The 22810-nt window shown below is 54.8% G+C and carries 24 protein-coding genes; 22 read left to right on the plus strand and 2 right to left on the minus strand.

The genetic code is table 11. From position 1 onward, the window contains the following. The first annotated feature begins 124 nt into the window (after positions 1 to 124). Both NR177_RS07335 and NR177_RS07340 read left to right on the plus strand, forming a co-directional pair. On the plus strand, positions 125 to 985 hold the full coding sequence (locus tag NR177_RS07335) for an NAD(P)-dependent oxidoreductase (protein ID WP_218994559.1): 861 nt from the start codon (positions 125 to 127) through the stop codon (positions 983 to 985). Next, positions 982 to 1764 (plus strand): helix-turn-helix domain-containing protein, encoded by a 783-nt coding sequence (locus tag NR177_RS07340; protein WP_109716319.1) that lies wholly within the window; start codon positions 982 to 984, stop codon positions 1762 to 1764. The genes NR177_RS07335 and NR177_RS07340 overlap by 4 nt, the downstream gene beginning before the upstream one ends. Here the strand turns inward: NR177_RS07340 and leuA are convergent. Continuing rightward, positions 1685 to 3400, minus strand: coding sequence for a 2-isopropylmalate synthase (gene leuA / locus NR177_RS07345; protein WP_256852571.1), 1716 nt, complete (start codon positions 3398 to 3400; stop codon positions 1685 to 1687). The genes NR177_RS07340 and leuA overlap by 80 nt on opposite strands. Positions 3401 to 3586: 186 nt before the next feature. On the opposite strand from leuA, the gene NR177_RS07350 reads away from it, so the two are divergent. The 19 genes from NR177_RS07350 (at position 3587) to NR177_RS07440 (ending at position 19912) form a co-directional block, all read left to right on the plus strand. Continuing rightward, positions 3587 to 4609 carry a dipeptidase gene (locus NR177_RS07350; protein WP_256852572.1) on the plus strand — a complete coding sequence of 341 codons (1023 nt, stop codon included), beginning with the start codon at positions 3587 to 3589 and terminating at the stop codon, positions 4607 to 4609. Between the two features lie 139 nt (positions 4610 to 4748). Beyond that, the gene (pqqA, locus tag NR177_RS07355) at positions 4749 to 4820 is read left to right on the plus strand and encodes a pyrroloquinoline quinone precursor peptide PqqA (RefSeq protein ID WP_009090272.1); all 72 of its coding nucleotides are present in this window, start codon (positions 4749 to 4751) and stop codon (positions 4818 to 4820) included. A gap of 52 nt (positions 4821 to 4872) precedes the next feature. Continuing rightward, positions 4873 to 5784 carry a pyrroloquinoline quinone biosynthesis protein PqqB gene (gene pqqB, locus NR177_RS07360; RefSeq protein ID WP_256852573.1) on the plus strand — a complete coding sequence of 304 codons (912 nt, stop codon included), beginning with the start codon at positions 4873 to 4875 and terminating at the stop codon, positions 5782 to 5784. Between the two features lie 9 nt (positions 5785 to 5793). Further along, positions 5794 to 6549: a pyrroloquinoline-quinone synthase PqqC gene (gene pqqC / locus NR177_RS07365; RefSeq protein WP_096010667.1), complete on the plus strand. Its 756-nt coding sequence runs from the start codon at positions 5794 to 5796 to the stop codon at positions 6547 to 6549. A 2-nt stretch (positions 6550 to 6551) separates the two neighbouring features. Beyond that, a complete protein-coding gene (gene pqqD / locus NR177_RS07370) occupies positions 6552 to 6830 on the plus strand; it encodes a pyrroloquinoline quinone biosynthesis peptide chaperone PqqD (protein ID WP_063879542.1) in 279 nt (92 codons plus the stop codon). After that, complete coding sequence (gene pqqE / locus NR177_RS07375) at positions 6817 to 7959, plus strand: pyrroloquinoline quinone biosynthesis protein PqqE (protein ID WP_218994552.1); 1143 nt, start codon at positions 6817 to 6819, stop codon at positions 7957 to 7959. Before pqqD ends, pqqE begins: the two co-directional genes overlap by 14 nt. Then, on the plus strand, positions 7959 to 10235 hold the full coding sequence (gene pqqF / locus NR177_RS07380; protein ID WP_256852574.1) for a pyrroloquinoline quinone biosynthesis protein PqqF: 2277 nt from the start codon (positions 7959 to 7961) through the stop codon (positions 10233 to 10235). Before pqqE ends, pqqF begins: the two co-directional genes overlap by 1 nt. A 118-nt stretch (positions 10236 to 10353) precedes the next feature. Continuing rightward, positions 10354 to 10938 (plus strand): YceI family protein, encoded by a 585-nt coding sequence (locus tag NR177_RS07385; RefSeq protein ID WP_063879545.1) that lies wholly within the window; start codon positions 10354 to 10356, stop codon positions 10936 to 10938. Between the two features lie 544 nt (positions 10939 to 11482). After that, on the plus strand, positions 11483 to 12463 hold the full coding sequence (locus tag NR177_RS07390; protein ID WP_109716327.1) for a 6-phosphofructokinase: 981 nt from the start codon (positions 11483 to 11485) through the stop codon (positions 12461 to 12463). Between the two features lie 9 nt (positions 12464 to 12472). Next, positions 12473 to 12787, plus strand: a complete 315-nt coding sequence (locus tag NR177_RS07395; protein WP_256852575.1) for a PTS sugar transporter subunit IIB — start codon at positions 12473 to 12475, stop codon at positions 12785 to 12787. Then, positions 12780 to 14147, plus strand: a complete 1368-nt coding sequence (locus NR177_RS07400; protein ID WP_063879548.1) for a PTS sugar transporter subunit IIC — start codon at positions 12780 to 12782, stop codon at positions 14145 to 14147. Before NR177_RS07395 ends, NR177_RS07400 begins: the two co-directional genes overlap by 8 nt. Beyond that, positions 14134 to 14976, plus strand: a complete 843-nt coding sequence (locus tag NR177_RS07405; protein WP_096010663.1) for a class II fructose-bisphosphate aldolase — start codon at positions 14134 to 14136, stop codon at positions 14974 to 14976. The genes NR177_RS07400 and NR177_RS07405 overlap by 14 nt, the downstream gene beginning before the upstream one ends. A gap of 66 nt (positions 14977 to 15042) precedes the next feature. Continuing rightward, positions 15043 to 15312, plus strand: coding sequence for a hypothetical protein (locus NR177_RS07410; RefSeq protein WP_063879550.1), 270 nt, complete (start codon positions 15043 to 15045; stop codon positions 15310 to 15312). Between the two features lie 9 nt (positions 15313 to 15321). Then, positions 15322 to 15759, plus strand: coding sequence for a PTS sugar transporter subunit IIA (locus NR177_RS07415; protein WP_256852576.1), 438 nt, complete (start codon positions 15322 to 15324; stop codon positions 15757 to 15759). Continuing rightward, a complete protein-coding gene (locus NR177_RS07420; RefSeq protein ID WP_063879552.1) occupies positions 15756 to 16397 on the plus strand; it encodes a hypothetical protein in 642 nt (213 codons plus the stop codon). The genes NR177_RS07415 and NR177_RS07420 overlap by 4 nt, the downstream gene beginning before the upstream one ends. Continuing rightward, positions 16348 to 16779, plus strand: a complete 432-nt coding sequence (locus tag NR177_RS07425) for a thiol-disulfide oxidoreductase DCC family protein (protein ID WP_256852577.1) — start codon at positions 16348 to 16350, stop codon at positions 16777 to 16779. The genes NR177_RS07420 and NR177_RS07425 overlap by 50 nt, the downstream gene beginning before the upstream one ends. A 153-nt stretch (positions 16780 to 16932) precedes the next feature. Further along, positions 16933 to 17340, plus strand: a complete 408-nt coding sequence (locus tag NR177_RS07430) for a DUF2231 domain-containing protein (protein WP_063879554.1) — start codon at positions 16933 to 16935, stop codon at positions 17338 to 17340. A gap of 12 nt (positions 17341 to 17352) precedes the next feature. Continuing rightward, a complete protein-coding gene (locus NR177_RS07435) occupies positions 17353 to 18654 on the plus strand; it encodes a sorbosone dehydrogenase family protein (RefSeq protein WP_096010660.1) in 1302 nt (433 codons plus the stop codon). Positions 18655 to 19282: 628 nt separating this feature from the next. Further along, complete coding sequence (locus NR177_RS07440; protein ID WP_256852578.1) at positions 19283 to 19912, plus strand: DapH/DapD/GlmU-related protein; 630 nt, start codon at positions 19283 to 19285, stop codon at positions 19910 to 19912. Between the two features lie 54 nt (positions 19913 to 19966). On the opposite strand, the gene NR177_RS07445 is transcribed toward NR177_RS07440, so the two are convergent. Then, positions 19967 to 21433: a catalase gene (locus tag NR177_RS07445; protein WP_256852579.1), complete on the minus strand. Its 1467-nt coding sequence runs from the start codon at positions 21431 to 21433 to the stop codon at positions 19967 to 19969. A 354-nt stretch (positions 21434 to 21787) separates the two neighbouring features. Here NR177_RS07445 and NR177_RS07450 point away from each other — a divergent pair, with 354 nt between their 5' ends. Next, the gene (locus NR177_RS07450) at positions 21788 to 22768 is read left to right on the plus strand and encodes a TIM barrel protein (protein WP_109716330.1); all 981 of its coding nucleotides are present in this window, start codon (positions 21788 to 21790) and stop codon (positions 22766 to 22768) included. The last annotated feature ends 42 nt before the right edge of the window (positions 22769 to 22810 follow it).

Consider the following 22810-nt stretch of genomic DNA (forward strand, 5'->3'; position numbering starts at 1 on the left):
GGGCGGGCAGGGGGCAAGTAAGGCAAAGGCCAGCGGACGTACAGGGTCACAGGTGCTACATTTTAGCGTGCAACGCCGGGTAAGCTTAAGGCGGACACCACTAATCAAAAATAAGGAAATCAGCATGAAACAACCTGATGTTGCAGTACTGGGATTAGGTGCCATGGGGCACGCCTTTGCCGCCAATTTACTCAAAAAAGGTTTCAGGGTTTACGGCTGGAACCGCACCCGCGCACGGGGCGAAGATTTGATTGACGCCGGGCTGACGTTAGCCGCATCCGCCGCGGACGCGGTGCAGCAGGCCGACGTCGTGATTGCGATGTTATCGGACGGTAGCACCACAGAGCAGGTGCTGCATGAGGCGAAAGCGGCGTTAAAACAGGGCGCAACCCTGTGCCAGATGGGCACCATCGGTGTGGAAAAAACCGATGCGCTGATTGCCTTCTTCGCTCAGGAGCGCCCCGATGTGGTGTTTATTGACGCGCCGGTTTCCGGCACCAAAGCCCCCGCAGAAAACGCCCAGATTCTGGTGATGGCCAGCGGCGATCGGTCTCGTGCTCAGGCAGCAGAAGCCGTGTTCGGCGCGATAGGTAAAGGAACGCAGTGGCTGGGTGAGGCGGGCAAGAGTTCGCGCATGAAGCTGGTCATCAACAGTTGGCTCATTGGTCTGATGCAGAGTCTGGCCGAAAGTACCCGGCTCGCCGACCAGTTTGGATTTTCCACCGACGACCTGTGGCAGGTGCTGGACGGCGGCCCGCTGGCCGTGCCCTATGCCAAAATGAAGCTGGGCATGATCGCCAGCGATGATTATACCCCGCAGATGCATCTGCAATGGGCGCTCAAAGACGCAAAGCTGGCGCTGGATGCCTCTGAGCGTTCACTGCCCGCACTGGAAAATATCGCCAGCGTCTGGCAGCAGGCCGTGGAAGCCGGGCACGGTGAAGAGGATTTAGCGGTGATCTACAAGTATCTTAAATCGCAATGAGTTCGACGGTCAGTTTTGATTTCAGCACCCGCCCGCTGGTGCCACTGGCGCACGATTATCCGCATGGTGCCACAGAACCCTGGCACCATCACAGCTGCGCGCAGCTTATTCATACGCTGAGCGGCGTAGTGCGGGTTGAAACGGAACTGGGCAGCTGGACCGTACCGCCCAGCCGTGGCGTCTGGCTGCCTGCCTTCACCCGCCACAGCTTACACATCACCGGGGCGGTCGCTGCGCGCACGCTGTTTATCGATTCCTTTGCCAGAGCCGATCTTCCCGCCAGCTGTCAGGTCGTGCAAATTTCTGCGCTGCTGCGCGAGCTGATTATCAACGCCATCGATTTGCCTGTGTCCTACGCGCCAGCCAGCCGCACCGAACGGATTTATGAATTGATTCTGGATGAGATACGCAGCATGGACGTGCTGCCTTTTGCCTTGCCCCTGCCACAGAGTCCACGTTTACAGGCGCTCTGCCTGCAGGTTCAGGCTGACCTGTCTGGCGACTGGTCGCTGGCGGCAGCCAGCGCCAGGCTCAACCTGTCTGGTCGAACGCTGGCTCGCCATTTTGTACGTGAAACCGGCCTGCAGTTCAGCGACTGGGTACGGCGAGCCCGCGTGGCTATCGCCCTGACGCGGCTGGCACAGGGCGACAGCGTATTGCGCGTGGCTCTGGATCTGGGCTATGAAAGCCCAAGTGCCTTTAGCGCCATGTTTCGCCGTCTGCTGGGCGTGTCACCAACGGACTACTTTCCTGCGGCAGAAAGTGGCTCGCCGCGTTAAGCAACGCCTGCAGTGCGGCGCGCGACGTATCATTGTCGATGCTGACGCCCCAGTGGCGTTCACCCTGCAGATTCATACAGCTGACATAGGCGACTGAGCGGCTGTCGCTGCGTTTTCCCAGCGTGTGTTCATGATAATGTTCAATGGTCAGCGCCAGGTCCAGCGTCTGACGCAGTGCCGTAACGGCGGCGGAAAGCAGGCCATTCCCGCTACCAGTCAGCGGCACGGTGCGGTCGTGATGATGGACGTGAGCCCGCAACTGCGTCTGCTCGCCCGACTCGCTTTGACTGTGTGCATCCATCAGGCGCAGGGCAGGCTGTTCAATCTGATAGTGACGGCAAAAAAGTTGCCAGACAGCATGCTGCGTCATTTCTTTTCCATACAGATCGGTTTCCTGTTGAACACAACGGCTGAAATCCTGCTGCAGTGCGCGGGGAAGGTGCAGGCCGTGGTTTTGCTCCAGCAACCAGGCCGCGCCGATTTTACCTGACTGACTGTTTACCCGGATAACGGCTTCATAACTGCATCCAATATCGGCAGGATCGAGCGGCAAATAGGGGATCTGCCACCGCGTTTCCTGGTGCTGGTGGCGATAAGCGAATCCCTTTTTGATCGCATCCTGATGAGAGCCGGAAAAAGCGGTAAAAACCAGCTCGCCTGCATAGGGATGACGGGGATGGACCGGCAGTTTATTGCAGTCGGTGACCACCTCAATCACCCGGGCCATATCGCTAAAATCCAGTCCCGGCGCAATGCCCTGGGTGTAAAGATTTAACGCCAACGTGACTAAATCGACATTACCGGTACGCTCACCATTGCCAAACAGGCAGCCTTCAATGCGATCGGCACCCGCCAGCAGAGCCAGTTCCGCGCAGGCAACGCCCGTCCCTCGGTCGTTATGAGGATGAACGCTGATACATACCGCGTCACGTCGGCTAAAGTGACGGCAGAAAAACTCTATCTGATCGGCGTAGACGTTGGGCGTGTTAACTTCAACGGTGGCCGGCAGGTTAATGATCATCGGCCGTTCCGCGCTGGGTTGCCAGACGTCGGCGACCGCTTCACAAATCTCCAGCGCGAAGGCGGGCTCTGTAAAACAGAAGGTTTCGGGCGAGTACTCAAAGCTCCACTGTGTTTCGGGCGCGGCCTCACAGGCGGCTCGAATCTGTTGTGCGCTTGCGGTCGCCAGCGCCACGATCTGTTGTTTACTCTGATTAAACACGCGCTCACGAAATAAGGGGGCGGTGGCATTGTACAAATGCACAATGGCGCGCGGTGCCCCTTCCAGTGCGCAGAAGGTTTTTGCAATCAGGTCCTGACGCGCGGGCGTTAATACCTGCAGCGTCACATCATCTGGAATTCGCTTTTGTTCAATCAGGTCGCGCACAAAGTCAAAATCGGTTTGCGAGGCGGAAGGAAAGGCGGCTTCAATTTCTTTGACACCGCAGTCCAGCAGCAACTGCCAGAACTGAAGTTTTTGCGTGCGGTTCATCGGTTCCGCCAGCGCCTGATTTCCATCCCGCAGGTCAGTAGACAGCCAGCGCGGCGCACGGGTGATCTGTTGTGAAGGCCACTGGCGGTCGGCCAGATCAACGGAGGGGAACGGGCGGTATTTCTCAGCCGGGTGCATCAACATAGTCATCTCCTTGTAGGTGTTTAAGCCAGTGTGGCGTGGCGAGAAGTCTGTCGCGCGCGGAAAACTGACAACCTGAAGCGCAAAAGTGACAACCTTGTTGACGGCTTGTGGCGCTGCGTGCGCAGGCGTTTGCCGAAGCGGAAAGAGAGCGGTAGCATAAGCCGATGTTTCCCAAGGTGGTTTCCTATGCTGGTTTTTGACGGGCACAACGATCTGTTACTTAATCTGTGGCTGTACCATCGCGATGCGCCCGCAGAGGCATTCTTTGCGGGCGTGCCGAAAGGCCATCTGGATTTTTCTCGTATGCAGCAGGGCGGTTTTGCCGGTGGGCTGTTTGCTCTTTTTGTACCGCCGCAGGACTACCTTGCTCAGGTCGCCCCGGCGCGTGCGGCGCAAGAAGCCTATGAGCCACTGACGATTATGTGGCAGCAACTGGCGATACTGCAGCAAATAGCCGCGCAGTCAGACGGGCGCGGCAGGCTTTGCCACTGCGCCGCAGAGATCGAAGCCTGCCGCGCTGAAGGGGTTCTGGCGCTGGTGGCGCATATTGAAGGCGCTGACGCCCTGGACGCGGACGGCGAAACGCTGAATGCCTTTTATCAGGCTGGCGTCCGCTCCATCGGGCCATTCTGGAACCTGAAAAACCGCTTTGGTGAAGGCGTTAACGGCAGTTTCCCGGGATCGCCGGACACCGGCCCGGGGCTGACGGCAGAGGGGGAAAGGCTGATCGGCCAGGCCGCTGCGCTACACATGATGATTGATGTTTCGCATATGAATGAAAAAGCCTTCTGGGATACGGCCCGCCTGTCAGACGCGCCCCTGGTTGCCAGCCACTCCAACGCCCATGTTCTGTGCCCACAGCCCCGAAACCTGACGGATGACCAGCTCAAGGCTATCCGTGCGAGCGGTGGGGTGGTCGGTATTAATTTTGGCAATGCTTTCCTTCGCGCGGACGGTAAACGTGACAGCGACACCGATCTGGCAGAAATCGTCAAACATTGTGATCACTTGATTAACATAATGGGCGACGATCATGTGGCGTTCGGATCGGACTTTGACGGGATTTCGCCGCCGGAAGCGCTGGGCGACGTGAGCGGTCTGCCGCGATTGCTCGCCGTTTTTCGCGACTCGGGCTATGATCAAAGCGTACTGGAGAAATTAACGTGGGGAAACTGGCTGCGGGTTTTGCACCAAACCTGGCTGGGTTAACACGTTTTCTTACGGGCTTTTCATTGATTTCACTGTGCGGTCTGCGAGAAAATAGTGTGACAAGGTTCGCATTTCAATCCCTGTCGCACTGCTGTTTTGCAGTAATTTATTTGTCTGTTTATCTAAAAGGAAGAAAATTATGTGGAAAAAACCAACGTTTGTTGATCTGCGCCTCGGTCTGGAAGTCACGCTGTACATCTCCAACCGCTAATCATTTGCCCGCCGTTTGCGCGGGCATTTTGTTTCAACACCTGGTCCCTTTCATGTTTATTAAAGTCCTTGGATCTGCTGCAGGCGGTGGATTTCCGCAATGGAACTGCAACTGCCCCAACTGCCAGGGTGTGCGTAACGGCACCCTGCAGGCCACGCCGCGTACTCAGTCCTCGATCATCGTTAGCGATAACGGGGAAGACTGGGTTTTATGCAATGCCTCTCCTGACATCAGCCAGCAGATTTTGCACACGCCAGAACTGGTTAAAAAAAACGTCCTGCGCGGTACAGCCATCGGCGGAATAATTCTTACCGACAGCCAGATTGACCATACTACGGGCCTGCTCAGCCTGCGTGAAGGCTGCCCACATCAGGTGTGGTGTACGCCCGAAGTTCATGACGATCTGACCACCGGTTTCCCGGTCTTTACCATGCTCAAACACTGGAATGGCGGACTGCAGCATCGGCCCATTCGTCCGTTAACGTCGTTTAACGTCGATGTTTGTCCGGATCTCCAGTTCACCGCCATCCCGATTCTCAGTAATGCACCGCCATACTCGCCATACCGCGATCGTCCGCTACCGGGCCACAACGTGGCGTTGTTTATTGAAAATCGCGCTAACGGTCAGACACTGCTGTATGCGCCAGGCCTTGGTGAGCCGGATGCGGTGATCCTTCCCTGGCTGGAGCGGGCCGATTGCCTGCTGATTGATGGGACGGTATGGCAGGATGATGAGTTACTGACCGCCGGAGTGGGCAAAAATACCGGAAAAGCGATGGGGCACCTGGCGCTGGCCGACGAGCAGGGGCTGATGGCATTACTCGCCCGGCTGCCGGCAAAACGTAAAATTTTAATTCACATTAACAACACCAATCCTGTCCTTAACGAACAGTCACCTCAGCGGCACTTCCTGTCACAACAGGGAATAGAGGTGAGTCACGACGGGATGGCGATACATCTTTAGGACTAAATCATGCTGATTACGGAAACCCTGTCGCCGCAGGCCTTTGAACAGGCGCTGCGCGATAAAGGCGCGTACTACCATATTCATCACCCTTACCATATTGCGATGCATAACGGCCAGGCCACGCCTGAGCAGATTCAGGGCTGGGTGGCGAACCGCTTCTACTATCAGACCAGTATTCCGCTCAAAGATGCGGCGATCATGGCCAACTGCCCGGACCCGGCGACCCGGCGTAAATGGGTACAGCGCATCCTGGATCACGATGGCAGCCAGGGCGACGATGGCGGCATTGAAGCCTGGTTACGTCTGGGCGAAGCGGTGGGCCTGAGCCGGGATGAGCTGGTCTCGGAACAGCATGTCCTGCCGGGCGTGCGGTTTGCGGTTGATGCCTACCTCAACTTTGCGCGCCGCGCTAACTGGCAGGAAGCCGCCTGCAGTTCCCTTACCGAACTCTTTGCTCCCCAGATTCATCAGTCGCGGCTCGACAGCTGGCCTCAGCACTATCCGTGGATCAAAGAAGAGGGCTATTTCTATTTCCGCAGCCGCCTGAGCCAGGCGAACCGCGACGTTGAACACGGCCTGGCGCTGGCGCTGGCATTTTGTGATACCGCTGAAAAACAGAACCGCATGCTGGAGATTCTGCAGTTCAAGCTGGATATTCTGTGGACGATGCTGGATGCCATGACAATGGCTTACGAACTCAAACGCCCGCCTTATCATAGCGTTACGGATAAGGCAGCCTGGCACACAACCCGACTGGTATAACGATGAACGAACACGCAATTGCCGCTTTTCGCCGTGGCTACCGTATGCAATGGGAAGCAGCTCAGGACAGTCACGTCGTGCTCTACCCAGAAGGCATGGCGAAACTCAATGAAACGGCCGCCGCCATTCTGGCGCTGGTGGACGGCAAACAGGATATTGCCGCCATCATTGCCATCCTGGATGCCCGTTTTCCCGAAGCAGGTGGCGTCGGCGAGGATGTTAAAGAATTCCTGCAGTCAGCGTATGAACAAAAGTGGATACAGTTTCGTGACCCAGCATAAACCCGGCGTGAACCCACCGCTCTGGCTGCTGGCAGAACTGACCTACCGCTGCCCGCTCCAGTGCCCGTACTGCTCGAATCCGCTGGATTTTGCCCAGCAGGAAAAAGAGCTGAGCACCGAGCAGTGGATTGAGGTGTTCCGCCAGGCACGTGCCATGGGCAGCGTGCAGCTCGGCTTTTCAGGCGGTGAGCCGCTGACGCGGAAAGACCTGCCCGAACTGATCAAAGCGGCGCGCGATTTAGGTTTTTATACCAACCTCATTACCTCCGGAATCGGCCTGACGGAGAAAAAGCTGGAGGCATTCAGCGACGCCGGGCTGGATCATATTCAGATCAGTTTTCAGGCCAGTGATGAAACCCTGAACGCAGCGCTGGCTGGTTCGAAAAAGGCGTTTCAGCAGAAGCTGGACATGGCGCGCGCGGTCAAAGCCCATGGTTATCCCATGGTGCTGAATTTCGTCCTGCACCGTCACAATATTGACCAGATCGATAAGATCATCGATCTCTGTATCGAGCTGGAAGCCGATGACGTGGAGCTGGCGACTTGTCAGTTTTACGGCTGGGCGCAGTTAAACCGCGAGGGCCTGCTGCCAACCCGTGAGCAGATTGCCCGGGCCGAAGGCATCGTTAACCAGTACCGTGAACGCATGAGCGAGAGCGGTAATTTGACCAATCTGCTGTTTGTTACCCCCGATTACTATGAAGAACGTCCCAAGCCGTGCATGGGCGGATGGGGCGCTATCTTCCTGAGCGTCACGCCGGAAGGCACGGCACTCCCGTGCCACAGCGCACGCCAGCTGCCGGTGGCTTTTCCCTCTGTGCTTGAGCAGAGCCTGGAAGATATCTGGTACCACTCGTTTGGCTTTAACCGCTATCGGGGCTTTGACTGGATGCCGGAGCCTTGTCGCTCCTGTGACGAAAAAGAGAAAGATTTTGGCGGCTGTCGCTGCCAGGCCTTTATGCTTACCGGCGATGCAGACAATGCCGATCCGGTGTGCAGTAAATCCCCGCACCACGGTAAAATTCTCGATGCACGCCGTGAAGCTGACTGTAGCGACATCAAAATCGGCCAGCTACAGTTCCGCAATCGCAGCAACTCTCAGCTGATTTATAAAACGCGGATTCTGTAATGCACACACGTTGCCTGCAACTCAACGGACTGAAGGTGACGCTGATCCACCAGCCGGAGGCCAGTCAGTCAGCGGCACTGGTGAGCGTCGCGGCAGGCAGCCATGATGAGCCGGATAGCTGGCCCGGCCTGGCGCATTTGCTTGAGCACCTGCTTTTTACCGGCAGTCAGCGCTGGCCAAATGACGGGCGGTTGATGAGTTGGGTTCAGGCCTGTGGGGGGCAGGTGAATGCCAGCACCCAGGCCCGCCAGAGCGCGTACTTTTTTGAAGTCGCGCCTGAGAATTTTAGCGAAGGCCTGCTGCGCCTGCAGGATATGCTGAGTGCGCCACGACTAACCCTTGAGGCTATCCGCCAGGAGATTGGCGTTATTGATGCGGAATACCGGCTGCTGCTGCACCATGCTCCGGCGCGGGCGGAAGCCGCTATCTTCACGCCGGTGACGTTCCCCGCCGTATTTCAGCGCTTCCAGACGGGCAACAGGGCAGCGTTTGGTGACAACGTCACCGAATTGCACGCGGCGTTGCAGGCCTTTCATCAGCGTTTTTATCACCCTGAGAATATGACGTTGTGGCTCCAGGGGCCACAGTCGCTGGATGCGCTCACCAGTCTGGCAGAAACCTTTACCGCCGCGTTTCCCCCACGTCCATTGCAGCTGCGCAAGCGTGCCAGCATCGCCCCGCAAGCGGTTCAGCTGTCCCCCGACCGGAGCCTGGCCTTGCAGCAGGAAGGGCCGTCCGCGCTGTGGCAAAGCTGGCTGTTACCTGCCGCGTTTCGTGACAGTGTCACTATGGTGCGGGAATTTTTACTTGATGAGGCGCCGGGTGGCTTACTGGCCTCGCTCCATGCGCGCAACATCGCGACCGGCCTGCAGGTGAAATGGCTTTATCGATCTGACACGACCGACTGGCTGGCGATAACGGTCGCCAGCGAGCAGCCTGCGCCTGTGATGGCACTCCTGAATGCGTTTCTGCAGGCGTTAAGTCGTACCACCACGGCGCAACGGCAACATTACTGGCAACTGGCACAGCAACGGCTGGCTGCGCAATCGCCACTGATGCAACTGCAGGCGCGAGCACTGGGCTTTGCGGCCGTGGGTGAATGTCCTGATATCTCTGCCTTATTGAGCGAACTGTCCACCCGTGCCGCGACCACGCTTTTTTGTACCGCCGATATGCAGGGGGAAAAGCGTCTTGTACAGGGCTATGAACTCGCGCTGGCAACCTGGCAGGTGCCAGCGCACCGTAGCCCGGCGGTTAGCTGGTCATTTTACCCGCAGCAAAGTCCTTTCCCACTCAGAGATGCGCCCACGGATGTGGCGGTTCTGCCGCATATCGCGCCGGATACGTCGCCGGGTACGCTGGTGCTGCGCCCCGAGCTGTTTACCACGCTCGCGGCGGGCCCGGCATATGACCATGCCTTACGGCCCGTCTTTGCGGTGTTACGCCATTTTGCCGCTAGCGGCGAGTGGCGCGACGTTCAGGGCATCTGGCAACTCAGGCTGCAGTTGCCGTCAGACAAGACACTGCTCAGCGCGGCGCTGGCGCAGCTTCTGCAACGCCTGAGCCAGCCAGCCAGCGCATCCTCACCACATATACCGGGCATTGCGATACGCGAGTTGCTGCGGCAACTGCCTTACCAACTGGCTACCTCTGTGGAGCCTGCAGGCTGGCGTGCCGTCCTGTTGGGTGGTGATGCTGACCAGCAGCGGATCGTGGCGCAGCAGCTCAGTGTGCTTAAGGTGAATTCCCCGACGCGTCCGGCTCCCGCATCGGTTGCCGGTGAAACCTGTATCCCCCAGGCGACGGATGACAGTGCTGTTTTGCTGTTTATTCCCCTGGACGACGGGCAGCAACTGGCAGCGCTTCGTGCTCTGGCGCTGATCTGTGAGCCGCGTTTTTACCAGCGCTATCGCGTTGAGCAGCCGGTAGGTTATGTGGTCAGCTGCCGCTACCATCGCAGTGTGGACACCGATGGCCTTCTTTTTGCCTTACAGTCGCCGGATTGTCCGGCATCAACATTGATTCAGTTCTGTGAAGCCTTCCTGCATGACATGACGCCTGGCGTTGCACAATGTGATATCAACCCGATCAAAACTCAGCTCATGGGGATGAAAGAAGACCCCGAGGTGGCAGCCCTGCGTCAGGCGAACGGCCTGACCAACCTTGAGCCTGAAAAGGTCGCCTCACTGACTCAGGAAGCGGTGCAACAGCTGCATCAACGATTGTTAACCTGCCGACACCGCTGGCGCATTCTCTACACTAAAGGTAAGAATTAAAATAATCACTCAGTGATATTGCTGAATAAATTTGATTGTTTACGCCAAATCTCTTCACTTTTTATTCGCGTTTATATGCCCCAAACTCAGATGGACGCCATAAAATAAGGAATAGAAAGTGAAGAATGTAAAACGTTTAACTCTGCCACTGCTCGCGGCTGCTGCGCTGTATGTCCCTGCTTCTCAGGCAGAAGCCATGCATTATCAACTCGACCCACAGCATACGTCTGTGGTGATGAGCTGGGAGCACTTCGGCTTTTCGCATCCTACCGCTGATATTCCAGATGCTACAGGTTCCCTGGTGTTTGACAGCAGCAAACCTGAGCAGTCGCGTGTCGACGTTACCCTGCCGGTAAGTAAAATTGACAGCCATGTCGCTGCCCTGACCAAAGAATTCAAAGGTGCGGACTATTTCGACGTTGCGAAATACCCCAGCGCCACCTTCCGCAGCACTAAAGTCATCGCCAAAGGCGATAACAAGTTTGATGTAGAAGGGAACCTCACCCTGAAAGGTATTACCAAACCTGTCACACTGCACGCCACGCTGAACAAGCAGGGCGAGCATCCGATGGTGAAGAAGCAGGCGATTGGTTTTGATGCCACCGGCACCATCAAACGTTCAGACTTCAAACTGGACAAGTACGTGCCCGCGGTCAGTGATGACGTGAAACTGACGCTCTCTACCGAAGCATACGCGAAGTAATTCTGCGTTTGTGTTCTCAGCCCGGCACTCAGGTGCCGGGTTTTTTTTTGCCTGGCCTGGCTACGGGCAACCCGGCAAACAGGCAGCGTCTGCATTCAGCGTTGTCAGGCCCTGAACGAGTCGGCGGCACCGAAACCGCCTCAAAAAGCGCCAGCATTGTCTGAAAAAAAAGCACTTCATCACGCTATTTTCGGCGGCTGAAAAAGCCTGAGCCCGTCCCGCGTAAAATTAATCCTCTGCCGTACCTAAAAAAATGAGGCGAAAATCACAAATTTGCATCGTGATTTTATCGACGCCTGCGCGATATAACGTTGACAGAAAAGCGAGGGGGATCGACATATTTAACTTGTTGTTTTAAAAGGATAAGCTCACAACCCACCTTTGCGATTAAAATGTGATTTCTTTCACATAAATAAGCCATCTGTACGCGCTGTCAATACATCACCTAAATAAATTCCTCTCATTTTTGTGATCTTAATTGCAAATATCAGTCTGTTATCCCGAAACAATAGCGTCAGACGCATTAAGCCAGAAGGAAGTCAGGATGAGAATCGGAATGGTAATTAGCGGCGGCGACGTAACCGGCATTAATAATTTCATTTTCCAGGTGGGCAGAATGACCCAGGCGGAAATGGTGTTATTTAATGGCGGTATTCCTGGACTGCTGGATAATGTCTGTCAGGAAATATCGCAGCGTGATTTACTGGATTTTTCCATTACGTCCATTCCGGTGATGCAGTCGGGCAGAACTGCGCGAAAATTAATTCGCAGCGAATATGAAACCATTGCCCGGCAGTTAAAAACATTGCGTATTGATGTATTAATTCTGGCTGGCGGTGACGGGTCGCTGCAATTTCTGCACACGCTGAGTGAATTTGGCGTCAACTGTTTTGGCATCGGAATGACCATTGATAACGATGTTTACGGCAGTGATTATACCGTGGGTTTTTCCACCGCCTGTGAGCAGGTTTTAAAAGAGGTGGCAAAGCTGAGAAACACCGGTCGGGCCTTAACCGGGCGTGTGTTTATGGTGGAACTGCTCGGTGGTTATTGTGGTGAGCTGACGCTACAGTCCGCCATAAAATCCAATGCCGATTTTGCGCTGATCCCGGAGTGCCAGATTCCCACTGGCGTGCTGGCAGAACGCATCACTCAGCGGCTCAGCGAACAGAACAGCGTGGTAATCCTCTGTTCAGAAGGTTACACACGAGAATATTCACCGGGATTTCAGGGCGCGATTGATACATTAATCAAGCAACTTGAACCGTTGATCGGCGTGCGTATTCGCAAAACGATCGTCGGCTATGGACTGCGTAATGGCGACCCCACCTGTGAGGAGATTTATCAGGGCACCATTATGGCAAGTGAAGTCGTCCGTTGTATTCAATCCGGGATGCGTAATAAAGCCGTCATTATTAATGGCAGCAATAAGCCTATTCCGATTGACTTAATAAGCATGAAAAAACGCCTGGTCGATACAGAAGGGCACCATTATAAACTCGCTAAACAACTGCATATATTGTGAGGAGAAAACATGCTGAAAATTTTATGTGTCTGTGGTTGCGGTCTGGGATCAAGTTTCGCTATCGAAATGAGTGCGAAATCAGTTTTAAAAAAACTGGAGATTGAAGCCGATATCGATCACACCACGATTTCAGAAGCTAACGCATTTAAATCCGACATGATTTTAACGCAAAAAGCCTTTGCGGATGTCTTAAATGCCGACGCCACACCAGAGCAAATTAAACGTGTAATTATATTAAATAAACTCACCGATAAAGCTGAAATTGAGCAAAAGATCGTGGCTTTCTTAAAAGAACGTAATATGAAGGTTGCTAATCATGAATAGTGTAATCAATTTTCTGGTTAAAGACTTATTGGGGCAGGCGTCTATTCTGATCGCGTTTATTGCGCTAATCGGACTGGTCCTGCAAAAAAAATCGGCCGGGAAGGTCGTGGAAGGGACCTTTAAAACCCTTCTGGGCTTCTTGATCATGATGGCGGGCATCAACATTATTGTGGGTGCGCTTACCTTCCTTAACAGCATTTTTACCCACGGTTTCGGCATGCAGGGCTACATCACCGACGTGGCCGCGATTGCCGGGCTGGCAAACCGTGAGCTGGGCTCGGAAGTGGCCATGACGCTACTGGTGATCTTTATCGTCAATATCATCATTGCGCGCCTGACACCGTTCAAATACATTTTCCTCACCGGCCAGGCGCTGTTGTGGATGGCAACCATCGGGGCCGTGATCGGCTACAAAGCCGGTCTGACCGGATTACCGTTAATTCTGACCGGCGGTATTTTCGGCGGCATCATGGCGGTGGTGATGCCGGCACTGGCACAGCCGGTGGTGCGTCGTATCACGGACTCGGATGACGTCGCGCTCGGCCACTTCTGCACTATCGGTTATCTGCTCACGGCGGCGGTGGCGAAAGTCGTCGGCCGAGGCTCACGCTCAACGGAAGATTTAAAGCTCCCCGATAACTTTAAGTTTTTGCAGGACACCTATCTGTCGATGGCGGTGGTCATGGTGCCGATGTACCTGATTCCCGCTGTGGCGGCAGGTCCAGCCTTTATCGCCCAGTACAGCAGTGGTACCAACTACCTGATGTATGCCTTTATGCAGTCTATCCAGTTTGTGGCGGGCGTCTTTGTTTTATACAGCGGCGTGAGACTGCTGCTGAATGAACTGGTCCCGGCCTTCCGCGGCATTGCGATGCGACTGGTGCCGGATGCCAAACCTGCACTCGACTGCCCGGTCATGTTCCCTTATGCGCCTAACGCGGTCATTGTCGGCTTTCTTGCGACCACGCTCGGCTCTGTTGTGGGCATGCTGGTCTTCCCAATGTTTGGTCTGGCGATGATTCTGCCCGGCTTGCTGACCAACTTTTTTGCCGGCGGTACAGCAGGCGTATTTGGTAACGCACTGGGTGGACGGCGCGGGGCAATGATTGGTGGATTCGTCCACGGATTATTTATTACCTTCCTGCCCGCCATTCTGGTACCGATGCTGGAAAGCTACGGCTTCACCGGCGTGACCTTCAGTGATTCCGACGTGATCAGTACCGGTCTGGTTCTGGGACATGCTTTCCAGCATAACTGGCTGTTTGTCGCCGTATTCGTTGCCTTTGTTACCGCCATCGCCTGGTTTGTTAACGGAAAATCCACTAAGCCCCGTGAGGAAAACGTGCATGAAACTTTATAACTTTACCGAATTACTGAAAATTGCCAAAGAACGTGAATTTAAAGCGGTAGGGTCGTTTAATTTACACTGTCTTGAGATGTTGCCGGCGTTTTTTAAAGCGGCAGAAAATACGCACAGTCCACTGATGATTCAAATATCAACCGGGACCGCGAAATATCTTGGGCACGAATTATTGGTTGATGCCATTAAGTCATTATCCAAAAGTAAAAATATTCCGACCTGTTTGCATCTGGATCACTGTTCCGATTTAGACGCGATTCAGACGGCAATTAATGCCGGATTCAGTTCGGTGATGTATGACGGTTCACATTTATCGCTGGAAGAGAATATCGCGAATACCCGCAGGGTGATTGATATGGCCCGTCCCGTGAATGTTTCCGTCGAGGCTGAGCTGGGCGCGATCGGCGGTTCTGAAGACGGAAAATGTGTGGAAATGAGCGATATCGTGTTTACCACGGTCGAGGATGCGAAACGCTTTGTGGATGAAACCGGCGTGGACATGCTGGCCATTTCCATCGGTACCGTTCACGGCCTTTACACCGGTAAAGCCCATATCCAGCATCAACGCCTGGCGGAGATCACGGCTGCCACGGGAACGCCGCTGGTCCTGCACGGCGGAACCGGGGTCAGCGATGAGGACATGCGTCTGGCCGTGGGCAGCGGTATCGAAAAAGTTAACGTAGGTACGGAAATGAATGTGCAGTGGGTTGCCCAGTGTAAAGCGACCTTTGAGAAAGGCAAAGTCAATGACAGCGTGCGTAATTTCCTCGTGCCTGCCAATAATGCCGTCACCAATGTATTAGTTGAGAAAATGCAGCTGTTCCGTTAAGCACTTTTATTATCCCGACGTGAATAAACCTGAGGTGCCCTGGCGCTTTTCGGGGCAGGAGACGCTATGTTTGGATTCATGAAAAAGAAAGGGGGAAATAATGCCCCAGATGATGCAGAACGGGATCGTCAGGCAGAAAGTGTCAGTGAAAAAATAACGGCGCTGGAAGCGAAGCTGGCGATTAATTCAGGCGATATTGAAACGCAGAAACAATTAATGCTGGAATATAATCGTGCATTATCCCTGTTTGCGAAAAGCCGCCGTTACCGGGATGACATTGATCCTCTTTTTGTGAAAATTGATGAATTACGTAATCTGGTGCGTAAATCAGTTTAAGGAGCAGTAATGACCATTAAACAGTTATTACAGGAAGCCAATGCTGTTCAGGTAGGCATTGCCGCCAGGGACTGGCAGCAGGTGATTGCCATGGCGGCAAAACCGCTGGTGGAGGGCGGTTATGTTCATGCCTCTTATCCTCAGGCGGTCATTGATAATACGCTGACGCATGGTGCCTATTACGTGTTTGAAGAAGGTATCGCTATTCCCCATGCCCGCCCGGAAACGGGCGTTATCCGCGACTGCTTCAGCATGGTATTGCTGGCGGAACCCATCTCGTTTGAGGGAAGCGATAAGGCGGATATTGTGATCATGTTTGGTGCCCGCGACAGTAATGCGCACATAGAAGAGGGCATTCGCGCCATTGTCAGTATGCTTGAGGATGAAGAGACGCTGGTAAAATTACGGCGTGCCAGCAGCGTTGCGGAAGTAATGGAGATCCTATGACCAGTGAGACTGACATAAAGCGCGTGGTGTTAGTTAACGGTATTCCTGCCTCCGGGAAAAGCACGCTGGCCCGCACGTTGTCACAGCGCTTTTCCTTGCCGGTGTTAACGCTGGACAGCCTGAAGGAGCCGTTTATGTCCAGCTTTGCGCCGGTCGATCGCCAGCGCAACCGACAGCTGGGCTGTGCGGCTTATCAGGCTATCTGGAATATCATCGGCCAGTCGCCCAGCGACTGCGTATTCCTGATTGATGCCTGGTTTGGCTTTCAGCCTAAAACGGTACTGGAGCAGGGATTACAGCGGGCTGGCGTGAATGACGTGCTGGAGGTATGGATGCAGATCTCACCGGACGCCGCCGTGGCACGCTACCAGGCACGGCTGACGCAACGCATGCCGGGTCATCCCGGTGCTGAGTACCTTCCTGAGTTGCGTCGTCTGGCTGAGGAAGCGCAGCCGATGGCACTGGGGCCGCTGTTAAAGGTCAATGCCAGTGCTATCGATGAGCACGCCGTGATCCAGTGGCTGGCTCAGTCTCTGGGCCGGGCAGGCTATACTGCTTCTGATGAGGATAATACCGAGGAGAAGCAGCATGCCACAGCCGCCTTATCTGCAAACGGGCGAGAGCGTCGTGCTTTATGATGGCGTTTGCAAACTCTGTACAGGCTGGGTGAGTTTCCTGCTGCGCCATCGACTGGCGCAGCAGGTTCGTTTTGCTGCGGTGCAAAGTGAGCAGGGCAAAGCGCTGCTGAAGTGGGCGGGGTTGCCGGAGGACAATATCAATACCATCGTCTATATCCGTGGCGATCGGCACTGGCTGCGGGCACAGGCGGTGCTGCGTGTGATGCAGCAGCTACCGATGCCGTGGCGGGCGCTGAGCGTGCTGCGCTGGTTTCCCCGCCGCATCAGTAATTTTTTTTACGACTGTATTGCGCTAAACCGCTACAGGTGGTTTGGCCGCCACCCGGCTCAACAGGCTATTCAGGCAGATTATCCGGGCCGCTTTCTGCCGCCACATCCCTAACCGCAACGCGGTTGCAGTAAAAAACACCACGAATGTGAATTAAAACCCTCATTTTCCTTCAGGTTTACTAATATTTTACAGGCAGGTTTACCGCGCGATGGAAACGTAATGCGCTGTGCCTGAGCGGTATTATTATTGAAAATGGAGATGAAAATGCGCAATACCTCTGGACGATCGGCCGTTGCCGTGACGCTTTATGCTCTTCTGGAACCCGTGCCGCTTGGCTTTTTTGTGGCAGCCTGGTTGTTCGACATCATCTATATGAAGACCTATATCATTCTCTGGTCAATCAGTGCCAGCTGGCTGATTGCCATCGGCCTGGTGATGGCCATCCTGCCACGAGTAATTAGTCTGGTTTATATGTTTCGCGGCAGTACCGCACCCGAGAAAACCCATTTCTGGCTCTCCCTGGTTGCCGTTCTTCTGGCTATCGCCAATGCCTTTATTCACAGCCGTGATGCTTATGCCGTGGTGCCGACGGCGGCTGTGCTGTCGACGCTGGTCGTGATACTGCTGCTGCTGGCGAATGTGCAACTTGCACTGCGTCAACGTACTGCTTAAGGAGAAGCCATAATGAAAATGCCGCAACATTCCCTTATTGCGCTGACGATGATGGCCCTGCTGACGGGTTGTGATACCGGTGCGACAATCGATCCGCAAAAGCAAACGGGTGCCAATCCCGAATTACCCGAAGCCAAAAACTTTATGGTGCCGCCAATGCAGGTGCCTAAAGGCGTGCCGTGGAAGAACGGTGAAAAACCCACGGTGGCGCAGGGCCTGAAGATTGAGAAGATTGCTGACCATCTTCAGCATCCGCGTCAGGTTTATGTGCTGCCCAATAACGATATTCTGATTGCCGAATCCAACGGCATGCCCAAACCCACGACCAAACCCAAAGAGTTAATCACCGGTCTGGTGAAAAATGCCTCGGGGAAAGGTGGTAAGGGCGGCAACCGCATTACCCTGCTGCGTAACGTTAACGGGAAATGGGAACAGCACCGCTTTATTGACAACCTGAGCGCCCCGTTTGGTATGCAGCTGGTGGGTAACACCTTGTATGTCGCCAACGCAGACAGCCTGGTGAAATTCCCTTATACCGAAGGACAAACCGAAATTCGGACCGCTCCGCAACGGGTCACCGAGTTACCTGGCGGCCCGATCAACCACCACTGGACCAAAGCGCTGCTCGCCAGTCCGGACGGCAGTAAACTCTATGTTGGCGTGGGTTCCAACAGCAACATTACCGAGAACGGCATCGGCGCAGAATATCGCCGCGCCGCCATTCTGGAAGTGGATGCCGCCAGCGGTGCCAGTCGTATCTACGCCAGCGGTTTGCGTAATCCCACCGGTCTTGGCTGGGAACCCCAGACGAAGCAGCTGTGGGCGGTGATTAACGAGCGTGACGAAATTGGTTCGGACCTCGTGCCTGATTACCTGACCTCCGTGAAAGAGAACGGCTTCTATGGCTGGCCCTACAGCTATTTTGGTCAACATGTGGATGTACGGGCACAGCCGCAGCGTCCAGACCTGGTCGAAAAAGCGATCAAGCCTGACTATGCACTAAGCTCGCATGTCGCCCCGCTGGGATTGCTGTTCTATGGCGCGGAGAATATGCCACAGTATCGCGGCGGCGCATTTATCAGCGAGCACGGGAGCTGGAACCGTAAACCGCTTAACGGCTACAAAGTGGTTTGGGTGAAGTTCGAGAACGGAAAACCGGTGGGGCAACCGCAAACCGTGGTATCGGGCTTTTTAACCGAAGATGAAAAAGAGGTGCGCGGCTTACCGGTCGGCCTGGCCAGTGACAAACAGGGCGGTTTGATCATCGCAGATGATGCGGGTGATTCCATCTGGCGCGTCAGTTCGGCGAACTAAGCGGTAAATAGCAGGCATAAAAAAAGGATTTGGCGTGATGCCAAATCCTTTTTTCTTGTGTTCGTTGCCCGGCGGGTAACCGGATGGCGAACGAGGTGCTCAGCACTCTCCACAAACAGATTGTAAAGAGTGCCGCCGCAGACTTCAAGTTTAGCCAAAATGCTGTATATTTATACAGGTGTTGAGTGTTGAGCATCGCCTCATGGTTAACTGACTGCTTCCAGGGGAGCACGGTTACATAAATCCCGGCAGGTAACAGGTGGTGCTGACCTGTGGCTTAAACCATGAGTGCCGCTCAGCCCTCTCCACAAAGATGTGCTCAGGCACCCGGCGGGTAAGGGTAAAGCCCCGGCTGCTGAACAGCGCGCTCCTGTTGTGGGAGAAGGAAAGTGATGGAACTGACAAAGCTGATTCTGGAGATTATCCGGATCATCTTGCAGATCATCGTTGCCCTTATGCAACTGACCGGTCATGCAAACTAACCGGAACTTTGACCAAGGCGGAGCTAACCACTCCGCCTTTTTCGTTGTCAATTGCCTGTCATCTTTCCCGGCTACAGTGGCGCGGCAATCAGGCGCCCGAAAGGCACGACTTATCCAGACATCAGACCAGATCCGGGAGTTTTTTCATGTCACTTGCCGCAGTCAAACCCGCCAGGCTTCAGCAGACCGAAATTGACACCAGCGTACGTATGCGTGAAACCGAGGTTGGGGCGCAGTGTGAAATTTTGGCGCACAGTTACCTTGAGTACAGCGCCATTGGCGATTTCTCTTACGTCGGCGAGCACTGCTGCATAGCCGATACCGAAATAGGCCGCTTCACCGCCATCGCCAATCAGGTGCGTATTGGCGCGCCCAACCATCCTATGGATCGGGCATCACAACACCGCTTTACCTATTGCCCAGAGTATTATGATTCTGCCGCGACGCGCGACCACGGTTTTTTCACGGCGCGCCGTGAGGACCGGGTGGTGATTGGTAACGACGTCTGGATAGGCCATGGCGTGATTGTGCTGCCGGGCGTGACGGTAGGCGATGGGGCGGTCCTGGCGGCGGGCGCAGTGGTGACGAAAGACGTTGCGCCTTATACCGTGGTCGGCGGCGTGCCAGCGAAACCGATTCGCGTTCGCTTTCATCCGGCCATTGCAAGCCGGTTACAGCACATTGCATGGTGGAACTGGCCGCTGGAAAAAATCATGGCAAACCTGGCCGATTTTCAGTCAGACGACATTGAGCAGTTTTGTGCCAGACATGGCTGAAAACGTTCAGAAAAGCCAATAAACGGTGGCGAACACCACCGTTTGGCGTGCGGGTTAGCGCTTAGCGCGCGCTTCCTGCACCTTGCTGGCGATACGGTCGCCGATGGTTTGATCGATATTGCGCCAGTAGGCAAAGGCACGTGAAAGCACCGGTTCTTCAACGCCGTTCAGCAGATGCCCGCTGACATTATTCACCAGCCTGTCGCGCGCGGCGTCATCCATCACCTTGTTGATTAAGGTATTTGCCTGGCCGACGTCGTCATCGTCCCGACGCAAAGTGTAAGGCGCACGCACCATATCACCGCTGGCAGACCAGACAGAGTCGGTCGGATAACGATCGCCATCGGCGGCGGGGCCACCTTTGCTGTTAGGGGCATAAACCGGATCGGACACCGGATTCATGCGCATCGCGCCATCTTTGCTGTAGCTGTTCACCGGCGACTGCGGGGCATTAACCGGAATCTGCTTATAGTTCACCCCAAGTCGTGCGCGGTGGGCGTCGGCATAGGCAAACACGCGACCGAGAAGCATCTTGTCCGGGCTGAGTCCAATGCCAGGCACCAGATTATTGGGCTCGAAAGCGGCCTGTTCAATCTGCGCATGGTTATCGGTCGGGTTCCGGTCGAGCGTCAGCTTGCCGACTTTGATTAGCGGATAATCACTGTGCGGCCAGACCTTGGTCAAATCGAAAGGGTTGTAACGATAGTGGTCAGCGTCGGCAAACGGCATGATCTGCATGTACAGCGTCCAGCTCGGGAAATGGCCGTTTTTGATAGACATGAACAGATCACGCGTGTGGTAATCGCCATCTTCCCCTGCCAGCTTGTCGGCTTCTTCCTGCGTCAGGTTTTCAATGCCCTGATCGGTATGGAAGTGGTATTTCACCCAGAACTTCTCACCCTGGTCATTCACCCACATATAGGTGTGGCTGGAGTAACCATTCATATGACGCCAGTTTTTAGGGATACCGCGATCGCCCATCAGCCAGGTGACCTGGTGTGAGGATTCGGGCGACAGGGTCCAGAAATCCCACTGCATGTCGTTGTCACGCAGATTGTTATCGGCGCGGCGCTTTTGCGAGCGGATAAAATGCTGGAACTTCATGGGATCGCGAATAAAGAACACCGGTGTATTGTTGCCCACCATGTCGTAATTGCCTTCGCTGGTATAAAACTTAATGGAAAATCCACGTGGATCGCGCCAGGTATCCGGACTGCCGCGCTCGCCAGCCACCGTTGAAAAACGCATCACGACGTCGGTTTTCGTGCCTGGCTGAAAGACTTTGGCTTTGGTGTAGCGACTCACATCTTCAGTCACCTCAAAAAAGCCAAATGCACCGCTTCCTTTCGCATGGGGCTGCCGCTCAGGAATACGCTCGCGGTTGAAGTTGGCCATTTGTTCAATCAGGTAGTGGTCGTGAAGCACCAGCGGACCGTCGGGACCGACGGAAAGGGAGTGTTCATCGCTGGCGACGGGGATACCAGCGTCTGTTGTGGTGGGTTTACGCTCATCATGACTCATTGAAATTGTCTCCATTTTTGTAAGGGTAATGCATGGAGTAAGCGTAGCGTAAATCTGGAGACAGCAACGGCCGATCCCGCGCCGATGTGCATTTTCACGGCGCTCGCCCGTTTCTGACGCGCTTCCCGCACCTGTTCCCGCAACGCCTTGCTGACGCAGAGGTTGTGTCATTTTGACTGACCACCTCAGGTTGTTGCCTGAGGTGATTAATACGTGACCGCCCTCGCAATTTACTTATTTCCTCCACAACAACGGTTGCGCGTTATCGCGTAAAGAGTAAATTCTATTATAACTTCACAGTTAGTTGTGAAAAAGGAAAGTACATTACAACCCTGTTACTAAGGATTGAGCCTCATGTCAGATTTAAAGTTTGCTACACGTCTTAACTCATTCGCTTCAGGGGCACATCTCTACTGGCCAGATTTGCAGGGCAAACCCTCTGTACTGCAAATGGTTGCGCGCGCGGGCAAGGTTAAAGGCTTAACGCATTTGGATCTCAACTATCCCCAGCACCTGACCAGTGATGTGAAAACCCTGCGCCAGGCTATCGACGACGCGGGCCTGGCGGTCAACGGCATGCAGATGCGCTGGGATGCACCGCAGTTCAAAATCGGTGCGTTTACGCATCCCGACGCAAAGATTCGTCGTGAGGCGATTGATCTGACCAAGCGCGGCATCGATACCGGCCGCGAGTTTGGCTCGCGGTTAATGACGTTATGGATGGGGCAGGACGGTTTCGACTACTGCTTCCAGGTCGATTACAAAAAAATCTGGGAGGATGCGGTGAGTGCGGTGCGTGAAATCGCCGACTATGCGCCGGACGTGGATGTGAGCATTGAATACAAACCCAATGAGCCTCGCGCCTACAGCATCTTTCCTAACGTAACAACCTGCCTGCTGGCCGTAGAAGAAGCCGGTAGCCCTAATCTGGGCATCACGCTGGATTTTGCCCATGTCCTGTTCGCCAATGAAATTCCTGCCTGGGCGGCGGCGATGGTGGCACGTCGTTCAAGGCTGCTGGGGCTGGATTTGAATGACGGCTGGGGCAAACGGGATGACGGGCTGATGGCGGCCTCGGTTAATCCGCGCGCCACGCTGGAGTTTCTGTGGCAGATGCAGCGCGATGGTTATCAGGGTGCCTACTATTTTGACACCTTCCCGGATGCCAGCGGACTGGACCCGGTGCGCGAAGCAGAAATCAACATCGCCACCGTGACGCGATTACTCAAGCTTTGCGACCAGCTTAACGATAATCCCGCATTGATGGAGGCGATAAGCCGTCAGGACGCCGTCGCCTCACAGCAAATCGTCAACGACATTATGCTGGCGCGTTAATGCAGGGCGTCAGCTGCAGAACAGCAAAATCTTACCCTACAA

It is taken from the genome of Pantoea sp. Fr+CA_20 (genome assembly GCF_024520835.1).
GTDB lineage: Bacteria > Pseudomonadota > Gammaproteobacteria > Enterobacterales > Enterobacteriaceae > Pantoea > Pantoea allii.

Coding starts and splice junctions, on each gene's coding strand:
- NR177_RS07335 (WP_218994559.1), top strand. CDS start 125: ATGAAACAACCTGATGTTGCAGTACTGGGATTAGGTGCCATGGGGCAC.
- NR177_RS07340 (WP_109716319.1), top strand. CDS start 982: ATGAGTTCGACGGTCAGTTTTGATTTCAGCACCCGCCCGCTGGTGCCA.
- leuA (WP_256852571.1), bottom strand. CDS start 3,400: ATGTTGATGCACCCGGCTGAGAAATACCGCCCGTTCCCCTCCGTTGAT.
- NR177_RS07350 (WP_256852572.1), top strand. CDS start 3,587: ATGCTGGTTTTTGACGGGCACAACGATCTGTTACTTAATCTGTGGCTG.
- pqqB (WP_256852573.1), top strand. CDS start 4,873: ATGTTTATTAAAGTCCTTGGATCTGCTGCAGGCGGTGGATTTCCGCAA.
- pqqC (WP_096010667.1), top strand. CDS start 5,794: ATGCTGATTACGGAAACCCTGTCGCCGCAGGCCTTTGAACAGGCGCTG.
- pqqD (WP_063879542.1), top strand. CDS start 6,552: ATGAACGAACACGCAATTGCCGCTTTTCGCCGTGGCTACCGTATGCAA.
- pqqF (WP_256852574.1), top strand. CDS start 7,959: ATGCACACACGTTGCCTGCAACTCAACGGACTGAAGGTGACGCTGATC.
- NR177_RS07390 (WP_109716327.1), top strand. CDS start 11,483: ATGAGAATCGGAATGGTAATTAGCGGCGGCGACGTAACCGGCATTAAT.
- NR177_RS07395 (WP_256852575.1), top strand. CDS start 12,473: ATGCTGAAAATTTTATGTGTCTGTGGTTGCGGTCTGGGATCAAGTTTC.
- NR177_RS07400 (WP_063879548.1), top strand. CDS start 12,780: ATGAATAGTGTAATCAATTTTCTGGTTAAAGACTTATTGGGGCAGGCG.
- NR177_RS07405 (WP_096010663.1), top strand. CDS start 14,134: ATGAAACTTTATAACTTTACCGAATTACTGAAAATTGCCAAAGAACGT.
- NR177_RS07410 (WP_063879550.1), top strand. CDS start 15,043: ATGTTTGGATTCATGAAAAAGAAAGGGGGAAATAATGCCCCAGATGAT.
- NR177_RS07415 (WP_256852576.1), top strand. CDS start 15,322: ATGACCATTAAACAGTTATTACAGGAAGCCAATGCTGTTCAGGTAGGC.
- NR177_RS07420 (WP_063879552.1), top strand. CDS start 15,756: ATGACCAGTGAGACTGACATAAAGCGCGTGGTGTTAGTTAACGGTATT.
- NR177_RS07425 (WP_256852577.1), top strand. CDS start 16,348: ATGCCACAGCCGCCTTATCTGCAAACGGGCGAGAGCGTCGTGCTTTAT.
- NR177_RS07430 (WP_063879554.1), top strand. CDS start 16,933: ATGCGCAATACCTCTGGACGATCGGCCGTTGCCGTGACGCTTTATGCT.
- NR177_RS07435 (WP_096010660.1), top strand. CDS start 17,353: ATGAAAATGCCGCAACATTCCCTTATTGCGCTGACGATGATGGCCCTG.
- NR177_RS07440 (WP_256852578.1), top strand. CDS start 19,283: ATGTCACTTGCCGCAGTCAAACCCGCCAGGCTTCAGCAGACCGAAATT.
- NR177_RS07445 (WP_256852579.1), bottom strand. CDS start 21,433: ATGAGTCATGATGAGCGTAAACCCACCACAACAGACGCTGGTATCCCC.
- NR177_RS07450 (WP_109716330.1), top strand. CDS start 21,788: ATGTCAGATTTAAAGTTTGCTACACGTCTTAACTCATTCGCTTCAGGG.